Below are 18604 nucleotides of genomic sequence, written 5' to 3'. Positions count from 1 at the left end.
ACCATCCGTGCCTCCTCCGACCCATGAGTCAAGATGCGAAGCATGGAGACCTTGACGCTGGTCGGCGTGCTCGCCGGGTCGCTCGGGCTGACTGCGATCGCCCGGCGGTTCAACCTGTCCGCGCCGCTGCTCATCGTGGTGGTCGCGCTGGGGGTCGCGTTGATTCCCGGCGTTCCGCGGGTCGAGCTGGAGCCGGAACTGATCCTGACTGTCGTGCTGCCGCCGTTGCTGTACTCGACGTCGCTGGAGAGTTCGATCGCCCACTTTCGTGCGAACTTGCGGCCGATCATCACGCTCGGCGTGCTGCTCGTGGTGGCCACCGCGTTCGTGATCGCGTTCGTCGTGCACCTGCTGCTGCCCGATTTGCCGTGGGCCTCAGCGCTAGTGCTCGGGGCGGTCGTGTCTCCGCCGGACGCAGTCACTGCTGTCGCGATCGGACGGCGGCTGGGGTTGCCCCGGGGCGTGATGACGGTGCTCACCGGCGAGAGCCTGGTCAACGACGCGGCCGCACTCACGCTGTACAAGGTCGCGCTCGCGGCGGTGGCCGGGACGGCGGGATCGCTCGGGCACGGGTTCGCGGTCTTCGCCGTCGCGACGGTGGTCGGCGTCCTCGTCGGACTGGTCGCGGGCGGGGTCGTCGAGCTGATCCGCACGAGGCTGGACGATCCGCTGCTCGAATCGGCGTTCGGGATCGTGGTGCCGTTCGCGGCGTACGTCACCGCAGAACATCTGCATCCGTTCGGCTCAGCGTTCAGCGGGTCCGGCGTGCTGGCGGTCGTCACGGCGGGGCTGTTCCTCGGGCACCGGTCGTTGCGCGCATCGCCGGCGACGCGGGTGCAGGACCGGTCTGTCTGGGCGTCGATCGACGTCATGCTCGAGGCACTGGTGTTCGCGTTGATGGCGCTGCAACTGCCGTTCGTGCTCGACGGGGCGCAGCATGCCGCGCGGGACAACGGGACGCTCGCGTTGTCCGCGATCATCGTGTTGCTCGCTACGATGTTCGTGCGGATACCCGCGGTCTTCCTGTCCAGCTACCTGCCCCGGTCACTGCAACTTCTCCGGCGCACCAAGCATGATCCGCCGCCCTGGCGGTCGCTGGCGGTGATCTCCTGGACCGGCATGCGCGGCGTCGTCACCATCGCAGCCGCGTCCGGCGTGCCCGCGGACACTCCCGGTCGCGCCGAGATCCAGCTGTTCGCGTTCGCCGTCGCGGTCGGGACCGTGCTGATCCAAGGCCTCACGCTGCCACCGCTGATCCGGCTGCTCAAAGTCCAAGACCCGGACGAGGATGCCCGCGATCAGGCCGAAGAGCTGGCCGCGCGCAAGGTCGCGCAAAAAGCCGCGCACGAGCGGCTGCACGAGCTTGTCCGCGACCAACTGTCCACATTAGACATGGAGCCGGAGAAGATGAAGCGGCTCGAGCAACGGCTGGAACGCGTCGTGGACACCCGGTACCGGTTCGCGCAGGCCGCGATCACGCTGTCCGGCGAGGAGCGCCGCGACAGTCCGCAGGCGCAGTTCGCCAAGGCGCGGCGGGAACTCCTCATCACCCAGCGTGCGGCGATGATCGAGGAGAACCGCGCCGGCCGCCTTGACGACGACGTCCTGCAGAAGGTCCTGCGCGAACTCGACCTGGAGGAAATGTCCGTGACGACAACCCTTACGAACCGGATGAGTTGAGTTCGCCCGTCAGCCGCCAGGTGCGCCGCCGGTCTTCGTCGGTGTGCAGGGCGGTCTGGGTGAGCAACACGTCGGTCGCGCCAGCGTCGAAATAGCGCTGCACGCCGGCGGCGACCGTCTCCTCGTCGCCGATCAGCACCAGGTCCGCCGCGTTTTCGACGCCACCTGCCGCAAGCACCCGCTGGTACGACGGGATCGAACCGTAGAAACCGAGTTCCCGCGCCGCGAGTTCGCGCACCGCGTCGACGTCGCTGGTCACCACGGCTGGAACGGCGGCGACCACCCGCTTGCCAGGACCGATCCCGGGCACGATCAGGTTCGAGAGAGCCTGCGGGCTGGCCAGATACGGCAACGTGCCGTCGGCCAGTTCACCGGTGACGCGCAACGCCTGCGGCCCCATCGCGGCGACGAGCACCGAAATCGGCACCGCCGGCGCGGGCTCCGTCAGATGCGCCTCCACCGTCGAGCCAGCGAAGTCGACTTGTTCCCCAGCGAACACTGCGCGCAACACGGTCAGGTACTCCCGCAAGTGCCGCACCGGCGGCGGGTACGGCGTGCCATAGACCGGTTCGAGGAAGTTCTTGGCGCCAAGACCGATGCCGAGTGTGAACCGCCCGCCGGACGCCTCGCTCGCCGTGCGAGCCGCGGACGCCAGCGCCAGCGGGTGCCGCGGGTAAATCGGCACGACGGAAGTGCCGATTTCGACCCGAGAGGTCACCTGTCCGGCCAGCGCGGCCGCCACCAGCGCGTCGTGGCTCAAGGGCAATTGGGCGAACCAGATCGACGCCGCACCAGCCTCCTCGGCCTCGCGTGCCTGGTCCAGCAATTCGGTCACCGTGATGTGCGCCCGCGGCAGGGTGGGCAAAGTCAGTCCGACGCTCATGTCTTCAAGTATTCAGGCGTACCACCGGTTTCTCACCAGCCGAAACAGGCGCGCATCTTTGTGTCAGCCGCGTTCTCAGCCGACGAGAGACCCTGCCCGACGCCCCGGCAGACCCGCACCCTGGACGCCCGACGACTCCAGGAGGACGGATGTCCCTGACCGACGTCATCGACGGCACCCGCCAAGCCGTGCAGACAGACCGGCACAACGCGGCGGTGTCGTTCAGCGTCGACCACGAGCTGGCCGCCAACACCGCGACCGTGGTGGAGGTTCGCGTGCGCGACCACGCGTTCACCGTCGACGAGCCGCCCGCGCTCGGCGGCACCGACCAGGCAGCGAACCCGGTCGAATACGCGCTGGCCGCGCTCGGGTCCTGCCAGGTGATCACGTACCAGTTCTGGGCCGCCCGCCTCGGCATCCCGCTGGACGCCGTGCGCGTGAAGGTGGACGGCGACCTGGACCTGCACGGCTTCTTCGGCTTCGACGAATCGACCCGGCCAGGTTTCAGCGACGTGCGGGTATCAGTCGAACTCGAAGGCCCGGCCTCGCCCGAAGCCTACGAACAACTCCGCCGCGCGGTCGACGAGCACTGCCCGGTGCTCGACCTTTTCCGCAACCAAACCCCAGTCACCACAACGGTTCGCTGACGAAAACGGCCAGGCCGGTACGAAACCAGCCTGGCCGCTCAAGCCGAAAACTCAGGCGAACTCGTGCCGCACGATCGTCTGCTCCCGCCCGGGACCGACGCCGATCGCCGAAACCCGCGCGCCCGACAGTTCCTCGATCCGCTCGACGTAGGCCCGCGCGTTGGCAGGCAGTTCGTCGTACGTGCGGCAGTGCGAGATGTCCTCGAACCAGCCCGGCAGCTCTTCGTAGATCGGGACCGCGTGGTGCACGTCGGTCTGGGTCATCGGCATGTCCGAGGTGCGGAAGCCGTCCACCTCGTAGCCGACGCACACCGGGACCTTTTCCAGGCCGGACAGCACGTCCAGCTTGGTCAGGAAGTAGTCGGTGATTCCGTTGACCCGCACCGCGTAGCGGGCGATCACCGCGTCGAACCAGCCGGTGCGCCGGGAGCGGCCGGTGGTGACGCCGAACTCGCCGCCCTGTTTGCGCAGGTACTCGCCGGACTCGTCGTCCAGTTCGGTCGGGAACGGGCCGGAGCCGACGCGGGTCGTGTACGCCTTCAGGATGCCCAGCACGGTCGTGATGCGACCCGGGCCGATGCCCGAGCCCGCGCTCGCGCCGCCGGACGTCGGGTTCGACGACGTGACGAACGGGTACGTGCCGTGGTCGACGTCGAGCAGCGTGCCCTGCGAGCCTTCCAGCAGCACCGTCTCGCCGCGCTCCAGCGCCTGGTTCAGCTGCAGCCGGGTGTCGGCGATGCGGTGCGCGAACTTCTCGCCCGCCGCGAGCACCTCGTCGGCGACCTGGTCGGCGTCGAGCGCCTTGCGGTTGTAGACCTTGACCAGCACCTGGTTCTTGAACTCCAGGGCGGCTTCGACCTTCTGCCGGAAGATCTTCTCGTCCAGCAGGTCCTGGACGCGGACGCCGACGCGGGCGATCTTGTCCTGGTAGCACGGCCCGATGCCGCGGCCGGTGGTGCCGATTTTGCGGCTGCCGAGGTAGCGCTCGGTGACTTTGTCGATCGCCACGTGGTACGGCATGATCAAGTGCGCGTCGGCCGAGATCAGCAGCTTGCTGGTGTCGACGTCGCGCTCCTCGAGACCGGCCAGCTCGTCCAGCAGCACGCCCGGGTCGATGACCACGCCGTTGCCGATGACGTTGGTCACGCCCGGCGTCAGGATCCCCGACGGGATGAGGTGCAGCGCGAAGTTCTCGCCGTTCGGCAGCACGACCGTGTGGCCCGCGTTGTTGCCGCCCTGGTAGCGGACGACCCACTGGACGCGGTCGCCGAGCAGGTCGGTGGCCTTGCCCTTGCCCTCGTCCCCCCACTGGGCACCGATCAGCACGATGGCCGGCATGTGACACTCCAGGTGTTCGGCAATAGGAATAGTGACCCCGGACGGGGGCACGGGTGGCGCTGGTAAATGCCGGTGCATGACTTTAACGGAGGACGCCGGAGTGCGCGGAATAGTGGTGGCCTGCGGCGCCTCGGCGGATCTGTCCGCGCGGCTCGGCGACGTCCCGCTGGTGCACGCCGGACCCCGTCCAGGCAAGGCGGAAATCGACCCCTTGCTGGGGGAACACGACCGGCTCGTCGTGCTGGGCACCGACGCCGACCTCGCCGCCGTGGTGGTGCGTCTCATGCGCCGCGAACTCCTCCCGGGCGTGTCAGTGGGTTTCGTCGCCGCCGAGTCCGGCTCTCGCGTCGCCGCGCACTGGCGGCTGCCTTCGGACCCGGACGAGGCGTTCGCACTCGCCTGGAAGGGTGAGGACGCCGAGATCTCCCTCGTCCGCGACGACACCGGCGGCGTGCTGCTCGGGCACGCGACCCTGCGCGATGTCAAGGGCCAAGCGTATTGCGACGAACAGGTGGCTTTCGACGGTTCGGTTTCCGGCATCGAGGTCGCACCGGACGACTCCGGAGTCACCGCCCGAATCACCCGCGGCAAGCTCCTCAAACGGTCCGCGACGTATCGCGGCCGCGCCTTCCAGCTCGGCTGCGTGCCAACGTCTTCGCTGGTCATCGACGGTGTCCCGCAGGATCGCGAGATCACCCGGCGGACCTGGTACCGGCACACGGCCGACCTCCGCGCGGTCCGCGGCTGACCCGGCGGCGCCGGGCGAGGTTCAAGCGAACTTGGACTCTCGGTGACCTTCCGTTTACAGAAGGTCGGTTTGCTGTCACCTGACGGTGTTGCACACGCCACTTTCGTGGTCAAAGGTGAATCAGTCCCGCATCTGACCAGGAAGGCAGCAAGATGCCGACCACTCGTACAGTTCGCAATTCCTTGACCGTCCTGGCCGGCGTCGCGCTGCTCGGCTCGATCACGGTCGGCGTCGCCGACGCCACCCCGCCGGGCATTCCGTCGGCGGAGACTGCGAAGAGCCAGCTCGCCGGTCTCACGGTGAAACCGGACGGCTCGCAGACCGGCTACAGCCGCGACAAGTTCCCGCACTGGATCGACCAGGGCAACAGCTGCAACACGCGCGAGATGGTGCTCAAGCGTGACGGCACGAACGTCCAGGTCGGCTCCGATTGCTATCCGACGTCCGGCAAGTGGACCTCGCCGTACGACGGGGCGACCTGGAGCTCACCGTCCGATGTGGACATCGACCACGTGGTGCCGCTCGCCGACGCGTGGCGCACCGGCGCCTCGTCCTGGACCCAGGAGCAGCGTCAGGCCTACGCCAATGACCTGTCCGACCCGCAGCTGATCGCGGTGACCGACAACGTGAACCAGGAAAAGGGCGACAAGTCGCCGGACCAGTGGAAGCCGCCGTCCACCGGATACTGGTGCACCTACGCCAAGATGTGGGTGACGGTCAAGTACAAGTTCAAGCTCACCGTGAATTCGGCCGAAAAGTCTGCGCTGACGGACATGCTGGGCCGCTGCTGAGCCGATCGGCCCTACCGCGGGCGCCGCCGCCGTCCTATGGTCCGGACCATGAGGAAGATCACGGCGGCGGTGCTGGCGGTGTTCCTGGTGGCCTGCGGAGCAGCCCCGGCCACGGCGGCGACCGGGCGCAGAGTTGTTGTCTACTACCAAACGACGCACCAAAACGGGTCGTACCTCTCCCCGTTGGGCCTCACCGACCACGACACCGGCGTGACTGACGTGATCGTCGGAGCCGTGCACCTCAACGACGGCGGAACCATGACGCTCAACGACGATCCGCCGTCGGACGCCAAGTTCTCGCAGATGTGGGCTGATCTCGCCACGATGCGAAGCAAAGGCGTGCACACGCTCGCCTTCGTCGGCGGTGCCGCGAAAGGCAGCTTCCAGCGTCTCGAGCAGGACTTCGACACTTACTATCCGTTGCTGCGCAACCTGATCCGCGACCATTCGCTGTCTGGCATCGACCTCGACGTCGAGGAGCAGATGTCGAACGACGCGCTGAACCGGGTGATCGACGCGCTGCGGAGCGACTTCGGCCCGGACTTCCTGATCACCCTCGCGCCGGTCGCGACCGAACTCAGCGGCGGGGGCGGCTTGTCCGGCCTCGACTACGACCGGCTCTACCGCGAGCGCGGCGACCAGATTTCCTGGTTCAACGCCCAGTTCTACTGCGGCTGGGGTTCGCTGGCGGACACGTCAGGCTACGACCAGATCATCAGCCACGGCGTCGTCCCGGCGAGCAAGGTCGTCGCCGGAACGGTCACGAATCCCGCTAACTGCAACGGTTACGTCGACATGCCGACGCTGAAGAACACCGTCAGCAGTCTCGTCCAGAAGTACTCGGACTTCGGTGGCATCGACGGCTGGGAGTACTTCAACTCGTTGCCCGGCGACACCGCCGCACCGTGGGAATGGGCGCAGCAGATCGCGCCGACGGTCAAGGGTTAGCCAGCCGCAGGATTTCCCTTGCCAGTGCGTCATTCTGCCGGAACGAGATCGCGTTCGTGCGCGGACGCGTAAAGGCCCCCGCCGAACGGACGCTCGTGTGCGGGCCCACCGCGAACCGTCGCGGATGCGGCGATCCGTCCACAGTGAGCAGCCGGAAGTCGCTGAGCGTCGTGGCGATCCGTCCGGACGGCAAGGTCGCACCGTCCACATCCGGCACGGTTTCCTCAGCCAGCGCACCGGCGTCCCGAAGGCTGCGCAACAGCGGATCGGACACTCGGGGGACGCTCGCCTCCGGCAGCCGCGCCTCGATCAACGTACGCGCGGCGACGGTGTCCGGATGGCTGGCGCTGGACGCGACGAATGTTCCGGCGGTCTCGTCAGCGGCGATCGAGATGTCCGCGCCGAGGAACGATACGACGCCCGCGTCCTCGAGCGCGAGCAGTTCTTCGAGACGACGCGGCGGCGGGCCGCTTGCGTAGTAGGAAAAGAAGCCGTGGAACCAGCCGTCCATATCGGACACTTGCGAAGCGGCGGTCAGCCGTCCGGTCGCGAGCAGCGTGGGCAACTGGCCGATCACCGACAACAGAGCCATGAACGCGCCGAGGTCCGCGCTGTGGTGCGCGTCCGCTCGGCGTGCGAGGTCGGACTCGATGTACTTCCGCACCGCTTTTCCGAATTCCTCACCGGAATCGTAGCGGCGGCCGGCGAACGGGCGGTCCAACCGCTCCAGGTCGAGCCGGTCCTCCAAAGCGGGCACCGCAGCCGTGATCAGAGCGTCCATTTCGGACGTTCCCCACGGCAGGTCGGCGAATTTGTCCGCGAAGACCGCGAAATCCATGCGCACGCGATCCGGATGTCCGGTGAACAGCTCGGTGTAGTACGCCCAGGCGAGTTCCTTCGCGATCAGCGGCCACACGTCCGCGCGGAAATCGAGCGGACCGGTCAGCCGGTCAATGGCTCGCTGGTCGAAGAATCTGGGCAACTGCAACGGTTTCCCGCGCAACGGGTAGCCAGTCTTCGCGTGGTATGGCACCCCGCGCCGGGAACCGACGTGCAGCACCGGCTCGGCACCGCTCGGGCGGTAGCGCAGACCGCCGCACGGCAGTTCCTCGAACCGGCCTCCGCGACCCTCCGTGAGCAACAGCATCAGGTCCACGAACGCGAGCCCGAAACCGCGCACTAGCACCGGTTCTCCGGCGGGCACCGCGGAATAGTCGACGTCCGCGGTGTAGCCGGCGGGGTAGTAGGACAGCTCGTGCTGCTCGGCGAACGCCTCCAGTTCGCGTTCCCGGGAGTCGGGGACCGCGTCGAGGTGACCGACAGTCAGCACCACGGCATCGGCGGACACGGTCGTGCCGTCGGAAAGCCGCACGGTCTCGTCGTCGTCAATGCTTTCGGCCGTGGCGAGATGCTCGACCACCGTGATGCCGTGCGGCAGTTCGGCCACCACCTTGCGGTAGAACCACTCCAGGTACCGGCTCTGCAGCCGCCGGGTCGGGAAATCCGTGGACGCGAGCGTCTCGAACTCGGCGCGGACGTCGTCCGGCACCGGGTACTCCAGGGTGCCCGCGCGCACCTTCCGCACCCACTCGATCAGCGACGGACCCGGCCGCACCGGACCGTCGATCCGCACCGTGTCGTCGGTGAACACGGTGACGTCCTCGGGCATCGAGTTCATCCGCAGCAGCGGCGACTGCTCGTACCGCCACACGCGGCCGGGGCCGGGCGGGAACGGGTCGACGAGGTGGACTTCGACGCGCCGGTCGCCGAGCAGGCCGTCGGCGTTCGCGGACAGCCGTTCGAGGACGCCGACCCCGCGAGGTCCGGCGCCCACGATGGCGAGCGTGAACGTCGGGAGAGCGGTCACCCGGGCGAAGCTACGCGGCTGGCCGGCACCGCGGCGGACGTTCCACTCTGCGGACGGCCACCTGAACGGATGTGTCACAAACCACAAAGAACGATCCGACTCCGGAGGGGAGTGCGGAGCGCTATCGTCTGGACACGTGGCGAACTGATCGTGACCTGTCGGATACCGGCGAAAGAACCTAGAGAATCACCAACAGTCACGAGACACTGAGCTTGACAACTCACTTCGTGTGACCGACCCGTGACCAGGAGGTTCTAGGGTCACCCGTTGGTCACTAGTGCGGCACAGTCCGCGCACAGCAGCGGGGAGAACACGCATGACGACAGCACCGCACCGGGTCACGTTCCGCGAGGTGTTCGGAGTCGCCGAGTTCCGCGCGATGTGGTTCGGCGAACTGCTGTCGATCGCCGGTGACCAGCTGGCGCGGGTCGCGCTGTCCGTCCTGGTCTACGCCAATACGGGTTCGGCGACGCTGACCGGCCTCACCTACGCGCTCACGTTCTTCCCGTCGTTGCTGGGCGGCATCTTCCTCACCGGATTCGCCGACCGTTTCCCGCGCCGGGCGGTCATGGTCACCGTCGACCTCACGCGCGCGGTGCTGATTCTGTGCGTTGCCATCCCCGGACTGCCGTTCTGGGCCCTATGCGTGCTCGTCGGCTGTGTTTCGCTGCTGAATCCGCCGTTCAAGGCGTCTCAGCTGGCGTTGCTGCCGCAGGTGCTCGAAGGCGACCGATTCGTGGTCGGCATGGGCATCCGGAGCATGACGGTCCAGTCCGCGCAGCTGCTCGGTTTCGCCGGCGGCGGCGCGCTGCTGCTCGCGGTGGACGCCCACCTCGCCCTGGTGCTCGACGCGGGCACCTTCGTGCTCTCGGCGCTCTTCCTCCGCTTCGGGCTGAAAGCCCGCCCCGCGGCTGCCAGCGGCGAAAAGCGCAAGCCGTTCTTCTCGTCGCTGAGCGCGGGCGGCAGGGTCGCCTTCGCGACCAGCGCGTTGCGGTCCTTGATGGTCTTCACGTGGCTCGCCGGGCTGATGCCGGTGTACGAAGGCATCGCCGCGCCCTACGTCGCCTCCTCGGGCGGCGGGTCCGAAATGATCGGCTTCCTGCTCGCCGCCGACCCGGTGGGCAGCGTGATCTTCACGTTCGTCTACACGCGCTGGGTGCCCGCCGAGATCCGGCCGAAGCTGATCGGCCCGCTGACCGCGCTCGCCGCGATCCCGCTGCTGCTCTGTTTCCTGCAGCCGGGCCCGATCGTCTCGGTGATCCTGTTCGTGATCTCCGGCGGCTTCGGCACGATCGCGCTGCTGCAGGCGACGGCCTCGCTGACGGTCGCGGTCCCGGACGAGAGCCGGGCACAGACGATGGGCCTGTCGAACACCGGATTGACCACGACGATGGGCGTGACGCCGTTGATCGGCGGGGTCATCGCGGACCACGTGAGCGCCCAGACAACCGTCGGGATCTTCGGATTGGCCGGCCTGCTGATCACGATTCCGCTCGCGATCGCGTGGCAGCGGACTGCTTCCGGGCAGGCCGAAGAGGGGTCAGCGAAGGAAGCCACACGCGCCGAGCCTGCCTGACTAGCCCCGGCATGCCCCGCGCGTGAGGCTCTGACCTGCGCGACCTTGCGGTGCTGCTACGCGGTCACTGTTCCTTGCTGCGCATCGCTGGTCACCCTTCATCCGGCGTGTTCGGGAAAAATGTACACACCTAAGGCCCTTGTGGACAGGCGGCAAACGGTCTGAAACTGTGCGTAAGGCGAGTGTCACTGGAGATCCGCGCAAGACCCGGGGGGAAGAATGGTCACATTGGGGGAATTTTCAGCTCTGGGGCTGCGCGACGCGGTTTCCCGGTGGTCGCTCTGGTCAAGGCCACGGCAGTGGGTCGCGGTCACGCTGACGAGCATGGCCGTCACGGTGGTGCTCACCGTGGTGAGCACGCTGGTGTTCCCGGTCAGTCTCGGCCAGTTCGGCATCCTCGCGATGCTCGCCGGCCTGGCGATCGCGCAGACCGAGGTCACGCGGCAGATCGAGCGGCAGCGCCGGATGCTGAGCCAGGGCCCGCACATCACCGTCACCTCGGTGTGGCTGCTCCCCGCGGCGCTGCTGGTGCCGCCGCAGCTGGTGGCCGCCCTCGGCGTGATCATCTACGTCTATCTGGCGTTCCGCAGCTGGAACGGCACGCGCCCCGGTGAAGCTCACCGCGTCGCGGCCAACGCGACCACGATGATCCTGTCCGGCTTCGGCGCCGCGCTGGCCGGACACCTCTCTGACGGCCACAGCGTGACCACCGTGGTGGCGGGCGCGCTCGGCTATTTCCTGGTCAACACCGCATTGACCGGCCTTGGCCTGTACCTGACCGACCCGGCGAAGGCGACGCCCGAATCGTGCCTCGGCACGATGGACGACAACCTGCTGGAACTGGCGACCCTGTGCGTCGGCGGGCTGCTCGTGATGGTGCTGAACCAGGAACCGCTGCTGTCGGTGCTGGTCATCCTGCCGCTGTACGTGCTGCAGCGCTCGATGCTGATCAAGCGGCTCGAGGAACTCGCGACCACGGACCAGAAGACGCAGCTGCTCAACGCCACCACCTGGCAGGAGGGCGCGCAGCGCGAGATTTCCCGCGCCGAGCGCGAGAACGGCAGCTTCGGCGCGCTGATGATCGACCTCGACCACTTCAAGCGGATCAACGACACCTACGGCCACCTCGCGGGCGACGATGTGCTCAAAGCCGTTGCCGCCGTGGTCAAACAGGAAACCCGGGCACACGACCTCGTCGGCCGATTCGGCGGCGAGGAGTTCGTCGCGCTGCTGCCGTCGACGTCGAAGGAAGACGCGATCGTGACAGCGGAACGGATCCGGCAGCGGATCAGCGAGCTGGTGATCCCGACGCAGACGAACGAATGCGAAGCGGTCGCGATCGAAAACCGCACGGCGTCGATCGGGGTGGCCGCGTTCCCGCTGGACGGGACAAGCATCGACGAAGTGATGGCCGCGGCTGACGCAGCCGTGTACGCGGCGAAGAACAGCGGCCGCAACCGCGTCGTCGGCTCGGTCACGCCAATCCGGGAACTCGCGGCGGTCGCCTGACGACCTCGGACCCGGCCGGCACCCTCCCCCGGCCGGCCGGGTCCTTCCTTCGCGACCATCCGGGAAATCGGGAGTGAAACCTGTGCCGGTCACCGGGATCCGCCCAGCCCGCGACGACGAACTTGCCGCCGTCGCCGCGTTGCGGTGGCGGTGGGTCGAGGACAACGACGGGCCGCCGCAAGGTGATCGGGCCGAGTTTGTGCGCGAGTTCGCCGCCTGGGCTCGGGCGCACGCCGAAACGCACCGTTGTCTCGTGGCGGTGCGGGACGAGCAGGTGCTCGGGATGGCGTTCCTCGCGCTCACTCCCAGAGTGCCTACGCCGCACGACTTTTCGCGGATCTGCGGCGACGTGCAATGCGTGTACGTGGTGCCGGAAGCACGCGACAGCGGCGTCGGCGGGCTCTTGATCGAGGCGATCTTGCGGCTGGCCTCGGAATTCGGGCTGGAGCGGGTGACCGTGCATTCCTCGGATCGCGCGATTCCCGCCTACCTGCGGCACGGCTTCTCGGTGTCGAAGAACCTGCTGCAGAGCGTGATCGACGGACCGGCTAGCCGAACGAATTCCTAGGCCCCTCCGGCTTGTTCCCCTGCGCGATCTCCCGGAACTCCTGCGCGACCTGCTGCACGAACGCCGCCGACCGGCGGGAGTCCAGGGAGACCTCGCGGATCCGGTCCGCGACCTCGCAGTAGGTGTCGTTCCCCTCGTCGAGGAGGAAGGCCCCCGAGTGCTGGTGCTCGAAGTAGACGATCGGGTCGCCGACCTCCACGTGGTACACGCAGAACCGACCGGCCAGTCCCGGATGACCGCCGTTGCTCGCGGGCACGACGCGGACCGACAGCTTCGCCGACGTCGCCATCAGATCGGCGAGGAACCGCAACTGCCGGGCCATCGTCGCGGGCCCGCCGATCGGATTGCGCAACGCCGCCTCACCCAGCAGCACCTCGCACGGAATCGCCCCGGGACCGACCACCAGCGGCCGGCGCATCATCCGGATCTCCGCCTGGCGTTCCGCGTCCTTCACCGGCAAACCGTCGGCGAGGAACAGCGCTCGCGCGTAATCCGGGATCTGCAGCAGCCCCGGCACGAGGAGCGGCTGCCATTCGACGACCGACGTCGCGGCGCGTTCGCAGGCGAGCAGCCCGCCGAGGTGGTCCGGGTCGGACTGCTTGCCGCGGGCGACCCAGCCCGGTTCGGCGGTGCCGCGCGCCAGTTGCAGGATCCGTTGTTTCTCCGCACCCACGACACCGAGCGCGCCGAGGATGCCCGCGACGTCCTCCAGCGCCGGAACCCGTTGTCCCAGCTCCCAGTTCGACACCAGAGCGGGGTTGGTGCCGACTCGCCGGGCGAGTTCGCGCAGTCCGAAACGGGCGTCGATCCGGGCCTCGCGCAGCGCGGTGCCGAGGGTGCGGATCCGGGGGGTGAGCATGGCCGTGCCTCGCATGGCCGCCTTTGTAGGTGTCACCAAATGCGAACACCTCAAGCTGTCACCCGAAGGTGGGCAGACGGCCCGGTCGCGCCCGGTTTTCCGGGGCGCGCCGGGCGGCCCGCGTCACTTCAGGCCGGTCGCCTCGGCAGCCGCCGGGTCGGACTCGGCGAGGAACGTCTTGCAGCGCTCGTGCTCCTCGGACTCGCCGATGCGGCCCGCGGCGATGCCGAGCGCGGCGAGCGCGCGCAGGAAACCCTGGTTCGGCCGGTGCGCCCACGGCACCGGGCCGAAGCCCTTCCAGCCGGCGCGGCGGAGCTGGTCGAGACCGCGGTGGTAACCGGTGCGGGCGTAGGCGTACGCGGCGACGATCTCGCCGTCGGCGAGCGCGCGTTCGGCGAGCGCGGCCCAGGCTTCGCTGTAGTCGGGGTGTTCGGCGGCCACGGCGGACGGGTCCGTCCCGGAGTCGAGCGCGGCCTGCGCGTCGGTGTGCTCGGGCAGCAGCGTGGGCTCGGGGCCCAGCAGGTTGTGCGTCATGCCGCCATTGTGCCCACGGTGCCCTCGGTCAGAGGAACAGGCTGGTCAGCACGCCTCCGCCGGCCAGCACGAGTGCGGCGATCAGCACGGCGGCGACGGCTCGTTTCGGCATCATGGGCCGACACCTTGCCGTGCCGTGCGGCGCGAAGGCAAGTCCGCCACCCGTAGGGGTGAACCCCGGTTTTTGCCCCTTCTCCCGCCGCGTGCTCTTGCGGCAGGGAATGATGGCGCCTATGACGAAGGCGGTTGAAGGCGTCGCCAGCCCCGCGGTCCCGCGCGGACCGGTGGGCAAGACCAGGCTTTTCTTTGCGACGCACTGGCACCGCGGCGCCCCGGGACAGCCGACCCCGGCGTGGGTGCTGCGCTTCTGCTACGGCACGTGGCTGACCGCGTTCGCGTTCAAGCTCGTCGGGTCGTCGTGGGACATGTCGTGGCACTTCAAGTGGCTGCGCGACGACCTCGCCCCGCCGCACCTGATCAACACCGTCGGCACGGTGATCATCATCGTGCTGGTGGCCATCCACAGCTACACCGGCCTCGGCTGCGACCGGCGCTCGCTGCGGCTCATGCAGACCGGGCTGATCGTGTTCCTGGTCGCCGCGCCGCTCGACGTGATCAACCACCGGGTGAACGGCCTCGACCTGACCGCGTGGAGCCCGTCGCACATGATGCTGTACCTCGGCACGGGCATCATGCAGGCAGGCGTCCTGCTCGGCTGGCTGCGGCTGGCGCCGCCGGGCCGCTTCCGCACCGGAGTGCTGCTCGCGCTGTGGGCGTTCTTCCTGGAGAACACCTTCTTCCCGAACGGCCAGCAGGAGTACGGCATCCTCGGCCTGCGTGCCTGGGAACGCGGCACGCCCGAGGCGGAGCCGTCGCTGCTTTCCTTCGCGGCCAACCAGATCGGCCACCCGGTCGACCGGGCCGCGGTGGTGCACTTCACGATGCCGATCCCGGAGTGGGTGTACCCGCTGTGGGGCATCGGTGTTTCGGCACTGATCCTGGTCGTGGCGCACAAGACCGTCGGACGGCGCTGGGCCGGGTTGACCGTGGCCGGCGCGTATGTCGCGTACCGGTGCGTGATGTGGCCGCTGCTGCTGGCGCTGGGCTTCCCGGTGTCGACGGTGCCGTTCTACCTGCTGGCCGTCGGGCTCGCGGTCGATGTGGCGTTCCTGCTGCCGCGACCTGCGCTGGCGGGATCGGTTTTGGTGACCGTGCTCGGGTATGGCGCGTTCTGGGTGCAGTCTCAAATGCGGCCTTGGCTGCTCGGGGAACAGCAGACGGAGTCGGCGCCGCCGATCGCGTACTGGACGGCTTTGGTCGCTGTGGCGGCGGTGTTCGCGTTGTGGGCTGGGGCTGGTCCGGCAAAGGAATGGTGGGCTTCGCGGCGTGCAGTCGCGGAATAGGACGCCTGCCATTCGAGTGATTCGCGATCACGATCGCCCCGGGTTTGATTCCTTTCCGGAATACTGCGGATACCAGCAGTAACCTCGGGGAGGGGGTTCCGTGGCGCTCAGTTCGCACGCCCGAAAGCGACAGCTCGCCGCAAACCTGGTGTCGGAGCGGTATCCCAGGCTGACTTCCTTGCAGCGCAATGTCTTCACCGAGCTGGTCGCGCGCACCGCCGAAGGCTGGCGGCTCGCGGTGCACACCGGACCAGCCTCGGCCGCGGACGCTTACCTGATCGGCCGGGTCGGTGTGTTCGCCATTGTTGTCGCTGATCCAGCACCGGATGCCGAGATGATGCAGGCGGTGCTGCGCCAGGTCGACGAACGGTTCGCCGCGTTGTCGCTTCCCGGCGGACGGCGCGTCGCCGCGAGCGCGGTCACCCCGGTCGTGATCGGTGCCCCGAACTCCGCGGCCGGACCGCGCAATTCCGGACCGTTCTGGTCGCTTCCCGCGTCCCGGCTGGATCAGCTTTTCCGGCGCGACGCCGTGCATCTGACCACGAAACAAGTCACCCAGATCGCCGAGGAGTTGCGACCGCTGCTGGACGAGTACGACTGGCCGCGAATCGAAATACCGGCTGCGGACGAGGAGCCCTTCGAGCTGCTCTCCGCGGAGAGCGTCGCCGAGAATCAGCTGGCGGCAGCGGTGGAGCGGCCGTTCGACACCTGGATGACGTTCCTGCACCCGGACCAGGCGGCGTTGGCGACACGGAACTACGGCGGTCCTGCCCGGATCAGCGGACCGGCCGGGACGGGCAAGACCGTCGTGGCGCTGCATCGGCTTCGGCACGCGGGACGGCGGAGCACCGGCCCGCTGCTGTTCACGACCTTCGTGCGGAATTTGCCGCCGGTGAACGAGACCGCGTTTCGACGGCTGGCCCCGGAGATGGCGGATCGAGCGGAGTTCATCAGCCTGCACTCATGGGCGAGCGCGTTCCTGGCGAGCCGGGGAATCCGCCTGAACATCTCGTTCGAAACCTCGTTCAACCTTGCTTGGAAAGCGCACAGCAGCGAGCTGCCGGACAACGTGCCGCGCTATTGGGCGGACGAGGTGCACCGGGTGATCAAAGGCCGGGGCATCAAAACCCTCGCCGAGTATCAGCGGGTCATCCGGCGGGGACGGCGACGCCGTCTCGACAACCGTCAGCGCGCGACGGTCTGGCAGGTGTATCAGGACTACCAGAAGAATCTCGCGGAGCGAGACGCCCACGACTTCGACGATCTGCTGACCCGGGCGCTGGAAGAGCTAGAACGGCAACCGCTCGAAGAGCCGTACGCCGCCGTGGTCGTCGACGAAGTGCAAGACATGACCCTGAACGGTCTGCGCCTGCTTCGCAAGATCGCCGGTGACGGACCGAATCAGCTGCTGCTCGTCGGGGACGGCCAGCAACAGGTCTACCCGGGCGGCTGGCGGCTTTCCGACGCCGGAATCCCCATTCAGGGTCGCGGCGAGGTGCTCAAGGTCAACTACCGCAACCGCACCGGCATCCTGGATTTCGCCCGGCGGATCACCGCGCTCAACGAGGTCGACGACCTCGACGGCGCGGCTGGGGTGGCGCTGCGCGACGCGGCCGCGGTCAACGACGGCGGAATCGCGAAGTCATGGGAGGGCACCGAATCCGAACTTCCGGACGCATTAGCCGCCGCGGTGCGGGACCTCGACATTCCGCACGGCGAGACCGCGCTGATCACGTTCAGCAACAAGGATGCGCTTACGTGCCGGAAGCTGTTGGACTCGGCCGGTATCGCCACCCGGCCGATCGAACAGCACACCGGCGAAACAGGTGACCGGCTGTACGCGGGGACCGTGCACAAGGCGAAAGGCTTGGACTTTCGGGCGGTGCTGGTCGTGGACTTCGTGCGGCCGGAGCCGGAGGAAGCCGGCACCGAGCAGGAAAACCGCGAGCTGCGGAACCGGCAACGGCTCGTCGCGGCTACGCGGGCGCGGGATTTTCTGTGGTGGGGAGTCGTTCGGTCCTGACTGGACAGAAGACGGCGGTAGTAGTCGATGGCCGGTTTCATGCCGTGGTCCGGGTCGGCGTTGTACAGACCGTCGGGGCCTTTCGGGCCGAAGCTTGAGAGACTTCACAACGGAAAGGCCGCCCCGACCCAAAGGATCGAGGCGGCCTCCCTCGACAGAAAACTCCGTCAGCCGAGCTTCTTGCCCGCCGAACCCAGGGCCTGCGAGGCCTCGACAACGCGAGCCGCCATGCCGGCTTCCGCGGCCTTCAGGTAGCTGCGCGGGTCGTAGACCTTCTTGTTGCCGACCTCGCCGTCGATCTTCAGGACGCCGTCGTAGTTCTTGAAGAAGTGGTCCGCGATCGGGCGGGTGAACGCGTACTGCGTGTCGGTGTCGACGTTCATCTTCACCACGCCGTAGGACACCGCCTCGCGGATTTCCTCCGGGAGGGAGCCCGAGCCGCCGTGGAAGACCAGTTCGAAGGGCTTCGAGCCGGGCGCGAGACCGAGCTTCTCGGAGACCACTTCCTGGCCGCGCTTGAGCACGTCCGGGCGCAGCTTCACGTTGCCCGGCTTGTACACGCCGTGCACGTTGCCGAACGTCGCGGCCAGCAGGTAGCGGCCCTTCTCGCCAGCGCCGAGCGCGTCGACCGTCTTCACGAAGTCGCCTTCGGCGGTGTACAGCTTCTCGTTGATGTCGTGGGCGACGCCGTCTTCCTCGCCGCCGACAACGCCGATTTCGACCTCGAGGATGATCTTCGCCGCCGCGGCCTTGGCGAGCAGCTCCTGCGCGATCTGCAGGTTCTCGTCCAGGTCGATGGCCGAACCGTCCCACATGTGGGACTGGAACAGCGGCAGGCCGCCGCCGCGGACGCGTTCGGCGGAGATCTCGATCAGCGGGCGGACGAAGCCGTCCAGCTTGTCCTTCGGGCAGTGGTCGGTGTGCAGCGCGACGTTGACGTCGTACTTCGCCGCCACCACCTGCGCGAACTCGGCCAGCGCGGTCGCGCCGGTGACCATGTCCTTCACCTTCTGCCCGGACGCGAACTCCGCGCCGCCGGTGGAGAACTGGATGATCCCGTCGCTTTCCGCCTCGGCGAACCCGCGGATCGCGGCGTTCACGGTTTCCGACGAGGTCACGTTGATGGCCGGATAGGCGAATTCGTCGTTCTTCGCCCGGTCGAGCATCTCCGCGTACACCTCGGGGGTGGCGATGGGCATCGGTTCCTCCTCGAGACGACTGGCTTCTACA

Annotated in this window: 16 protein-coding genes; 10 read left to right on the top strand and 6 right to left on the bottom strand. The window is 68.0% G+C overall.

The genetic code is table 11. The features are described 5' to 3' along the window. Positions 1 to 42: 42 nt before the first annotated feature. Complete coding sequence (locus ATK30_RS20165; RefSeq protein ID WP_101436925.1) at positions 43 to 1680, top strand: Na+/H+ antiporter; 1638 nt, start codon at positions 43 to 45, stop codon at positions 1678 to 1680. Here the strand turns inward: ATK30_RS20165 and ATK30_RS20160 are convergent. Continuing rightward, a complete protein-coding gene (locus tag ATK30_RS20160; protein WP_101436924.1) occupies positions 1661 to 2563 on the bottom strand; it encodes a TIGR03564 family F420-dependent LLM class oxidoreductase in 903 nt (300 codons plus the stop codon). The two genes, ATK30_RS20165 and ATK30_RS20160, sit on opposite strands and share 20 nt — an antisense overlap. A gap of 149 nt (positions 2564 to 2712) precedes the next feature. Between ATK30_RS20160 and ATK30_RS20155 the strand changes: the two genes are divergently transcribed. Then, positions 2713 to 3210, top strand: a complete 498-nt coding sequence (locus ATK30_RS20155) for an OsmC family protein (protein ID WP_101436923.1) — start codon at positions 2713 to 2715, stop codon at positions 3208 to 3210. Between the two features lie 51 nt (positions 3211 to 3261). Here ATK30_RS20155 and ATK30_RS20150 read toward each other — a convergent pair whose 3' ends face one another. Continuing rightward, entirely contained in the window at positions 3262 to 4548 is a 1287-nt protein-coding gene (locus tag ATK30_RS20150) for an adenylosuccinate synthase (RefSeq protein ID WP_009084870.1), read from the bottom strand. Between the two features lie 76 nt (positions 4549 to 4624). Here ATK30_RS20150 and ATK30_RS20145 point away from each other — a divergent pair, with 76 nt between their 5' ends. The 3 genes from ATK30_RS20145 to ATK30_RS20135 all read left to right on the top strand — a co-directional run bounded on the left by ATK30_RS20145 (position 4625) and on the right by ATK30_RS20135 (position 7035). Then, positions 4625 to 5296, top strand: a complete 672-nt coding sequence (locus ATK30_RS20145; protein WP_183123406.1) for a hypothetical protein — start codon at positions 4625 to 4627, stop codon at positions 5294 to 5296. A 152-nt stretch (positions 5297 to 5448) separates the two neighbouring features. Beyond that, entirely contained in the window at positions 5449 to 6087 is a 639-nt protein-coding gene (locus tag ATK30_RS20140) for an HNH endonuclease family protein (protein ID WP_167441956.1), read from the top strand. A gap of 48 nt (positions 6088 to 6135) precedes the next feature. After that, positions 6136 to 7035 (top strand): glycosyl hydrolase family 18 protein, encoded by a 900-nt coding sequence (locus ATK30_RS20135; RefSeq protein ID WP_101440948.1) that lies wholly within the window; start codon positions 6136 to 6138, stop codon positions 7033 to 7035. Here the strand turns inward: ATK30_RS20135 and ATK30_RS20130 are convergent. Beyond that, positions 7025 to 8902, bottom strand: a complete 1878-nt coding sequence (locus ATK30_RS20130) for an FAD/NAD(P)-binding protein (RefSeq protein WP_101436921.1) — start codon at positions 8900 to 8902, stop codon at positions 7025 to 7027. The two genes, ATK30_RS20135 and ATK30_RS20130, sit on opposite strands and share 11 nt — an antisense overlap. Before the next feature lie 316 nt (positions 8903 to 9218). On the opposite strand from ATK30_RS20130, the gene ATK30_RS20125 reads away from it, so the two are divergent. The 3 genes from ATK30_RS20125 to ATK30_RS20115 all read left to right on the top strand — a co-directional run bounded on the left by ATK30_RS20125 (position 9219) and on the right by ATK30_RS20115 (position 12555). Further along, positions 9219 to 10478 (top strand): MFS transporter, encoded by a 1260-nt coding sequence (locus ATK30_RS20125; protein ID WP_101436920.1) that lies wholly within the window; start codon positions 9219 to 9221, stop codon positions 10476 to 10478. 324 nt (positions 10479 to 10802) lie between these two features. Continuing rightward, on the top strand, positions 10803 to 11987 hold the full coding sequence (locus tag ATK30_RS20120; RefSeq protein WP_416332746.1) for a GGDEF domain-containing protein: 1185 nt from the start codon (positions 10803 to 10805) through the stop codon (positions 11985 to 11987). Positions 11988 to 12060: 73 nt separating this feature from the next. Next, entirely contained in the window at positions 12061 to 12555 is a 495-nt protein-coding gene (locus ATK30_RS20115; RefSeq protein ID WP_101436919.1) for a GNAT family N-acetyltransferase, read from the top strand. Here ATK30_RS20115 and ATK30_RS20110 read toward each other — a convergent pair. Both ATK30_RS20110 and ATK30_RS20105 read right to left on the bottom strand, forming a co-directional pair. After that, a complete protein-coding gene (locus ATK30_RS20110; RefSeq protein ID WP_167441955.1) occupies positions 12536 to 13429 on the bottom strand; it encodes a helix-turn-helix domain-containing protein in 894 nt (297 codons plus the stop codon). The genes ATK30_RS20115 and ATK30_RS20110 overlap by 20 nt on opposite strands. Before the next feature lie 108 nt (positions 13430 to 13537). Continuing rightward, on the bottom strand, positions 13538 to 13948 hold the full coding sequence (locus ATK30_RS20105; RefSeq protein WP_101436918.1) for a DUF3151 domain-containing protein: 411 nt from the start codon (positions 13946 to 13948) through the stop codon (positions 13538 to 13540). Between the two features lie 233 nt (positions 13949 to 14181). On the opposite strand from ATK30_RS20105, the gene ATK30_RS20100 reads away from it, so the two are divergent. Both ATK30_RS20100 and ATK30_RS20095 read left to right on the top strand, forming a co-directional pair. Beyond that, positions 14182 to 15351, top strand: coding sequence for a hypothetical protein (locus ATK30_RS20100; RefSeq protein WP_208637379.1), 1170 nt, complete (start codon positions 14182 to 14184; stop codon positions 15349 to 15351). Between the two features lie 178 nt (positions 15352 to 15529). Then, positions 15530 to 17374 (top strand): UvrD-helicase domain-containing protein, encoded by a 1845-nt coding sequence (locus ATK30_RS20095; protein ID WP_244194667.1) that lies wholly within the window; start codon positions 15530 to 15532, stop codon positions 17372 to 17374. A 167-nt stretch (positions 17375 to 17541) separates the two neighbouring features. On the opposite strand, the gene fbaA is transcribed toward ATK30_RS20095, so the two are convergent. After that, the gene (gene fbaA, locus ATK30_RS20090) at positions 17542 to 18573 is read right to left on the bottom strand and encodes a class II fructose-bisphosphate aldolase (protein WP_101436916.1); all 1032 of its coding nucleotides are present in this window, start codon (positions 18571 to 18573) and stop codon (positions 17542 to 17544) included. Between the last annotated feature and the right edge of the window lie 31 nt (positions 18574 to 18604).

It is taken from the genome of Amycolatopsis echigonensis (assembly GCF_002846615.1).
GTDB classification, from domain to species: Bacteria; Actinomycetota; Actinomycetes; order Mycobacteriales; family Pseudonocardiaceae; genus Amycolatopsis; species Amycolatopsis echigonensis.
This window is presented reverse-complemented; position numbering and strand designations above follow the sequence as displayed.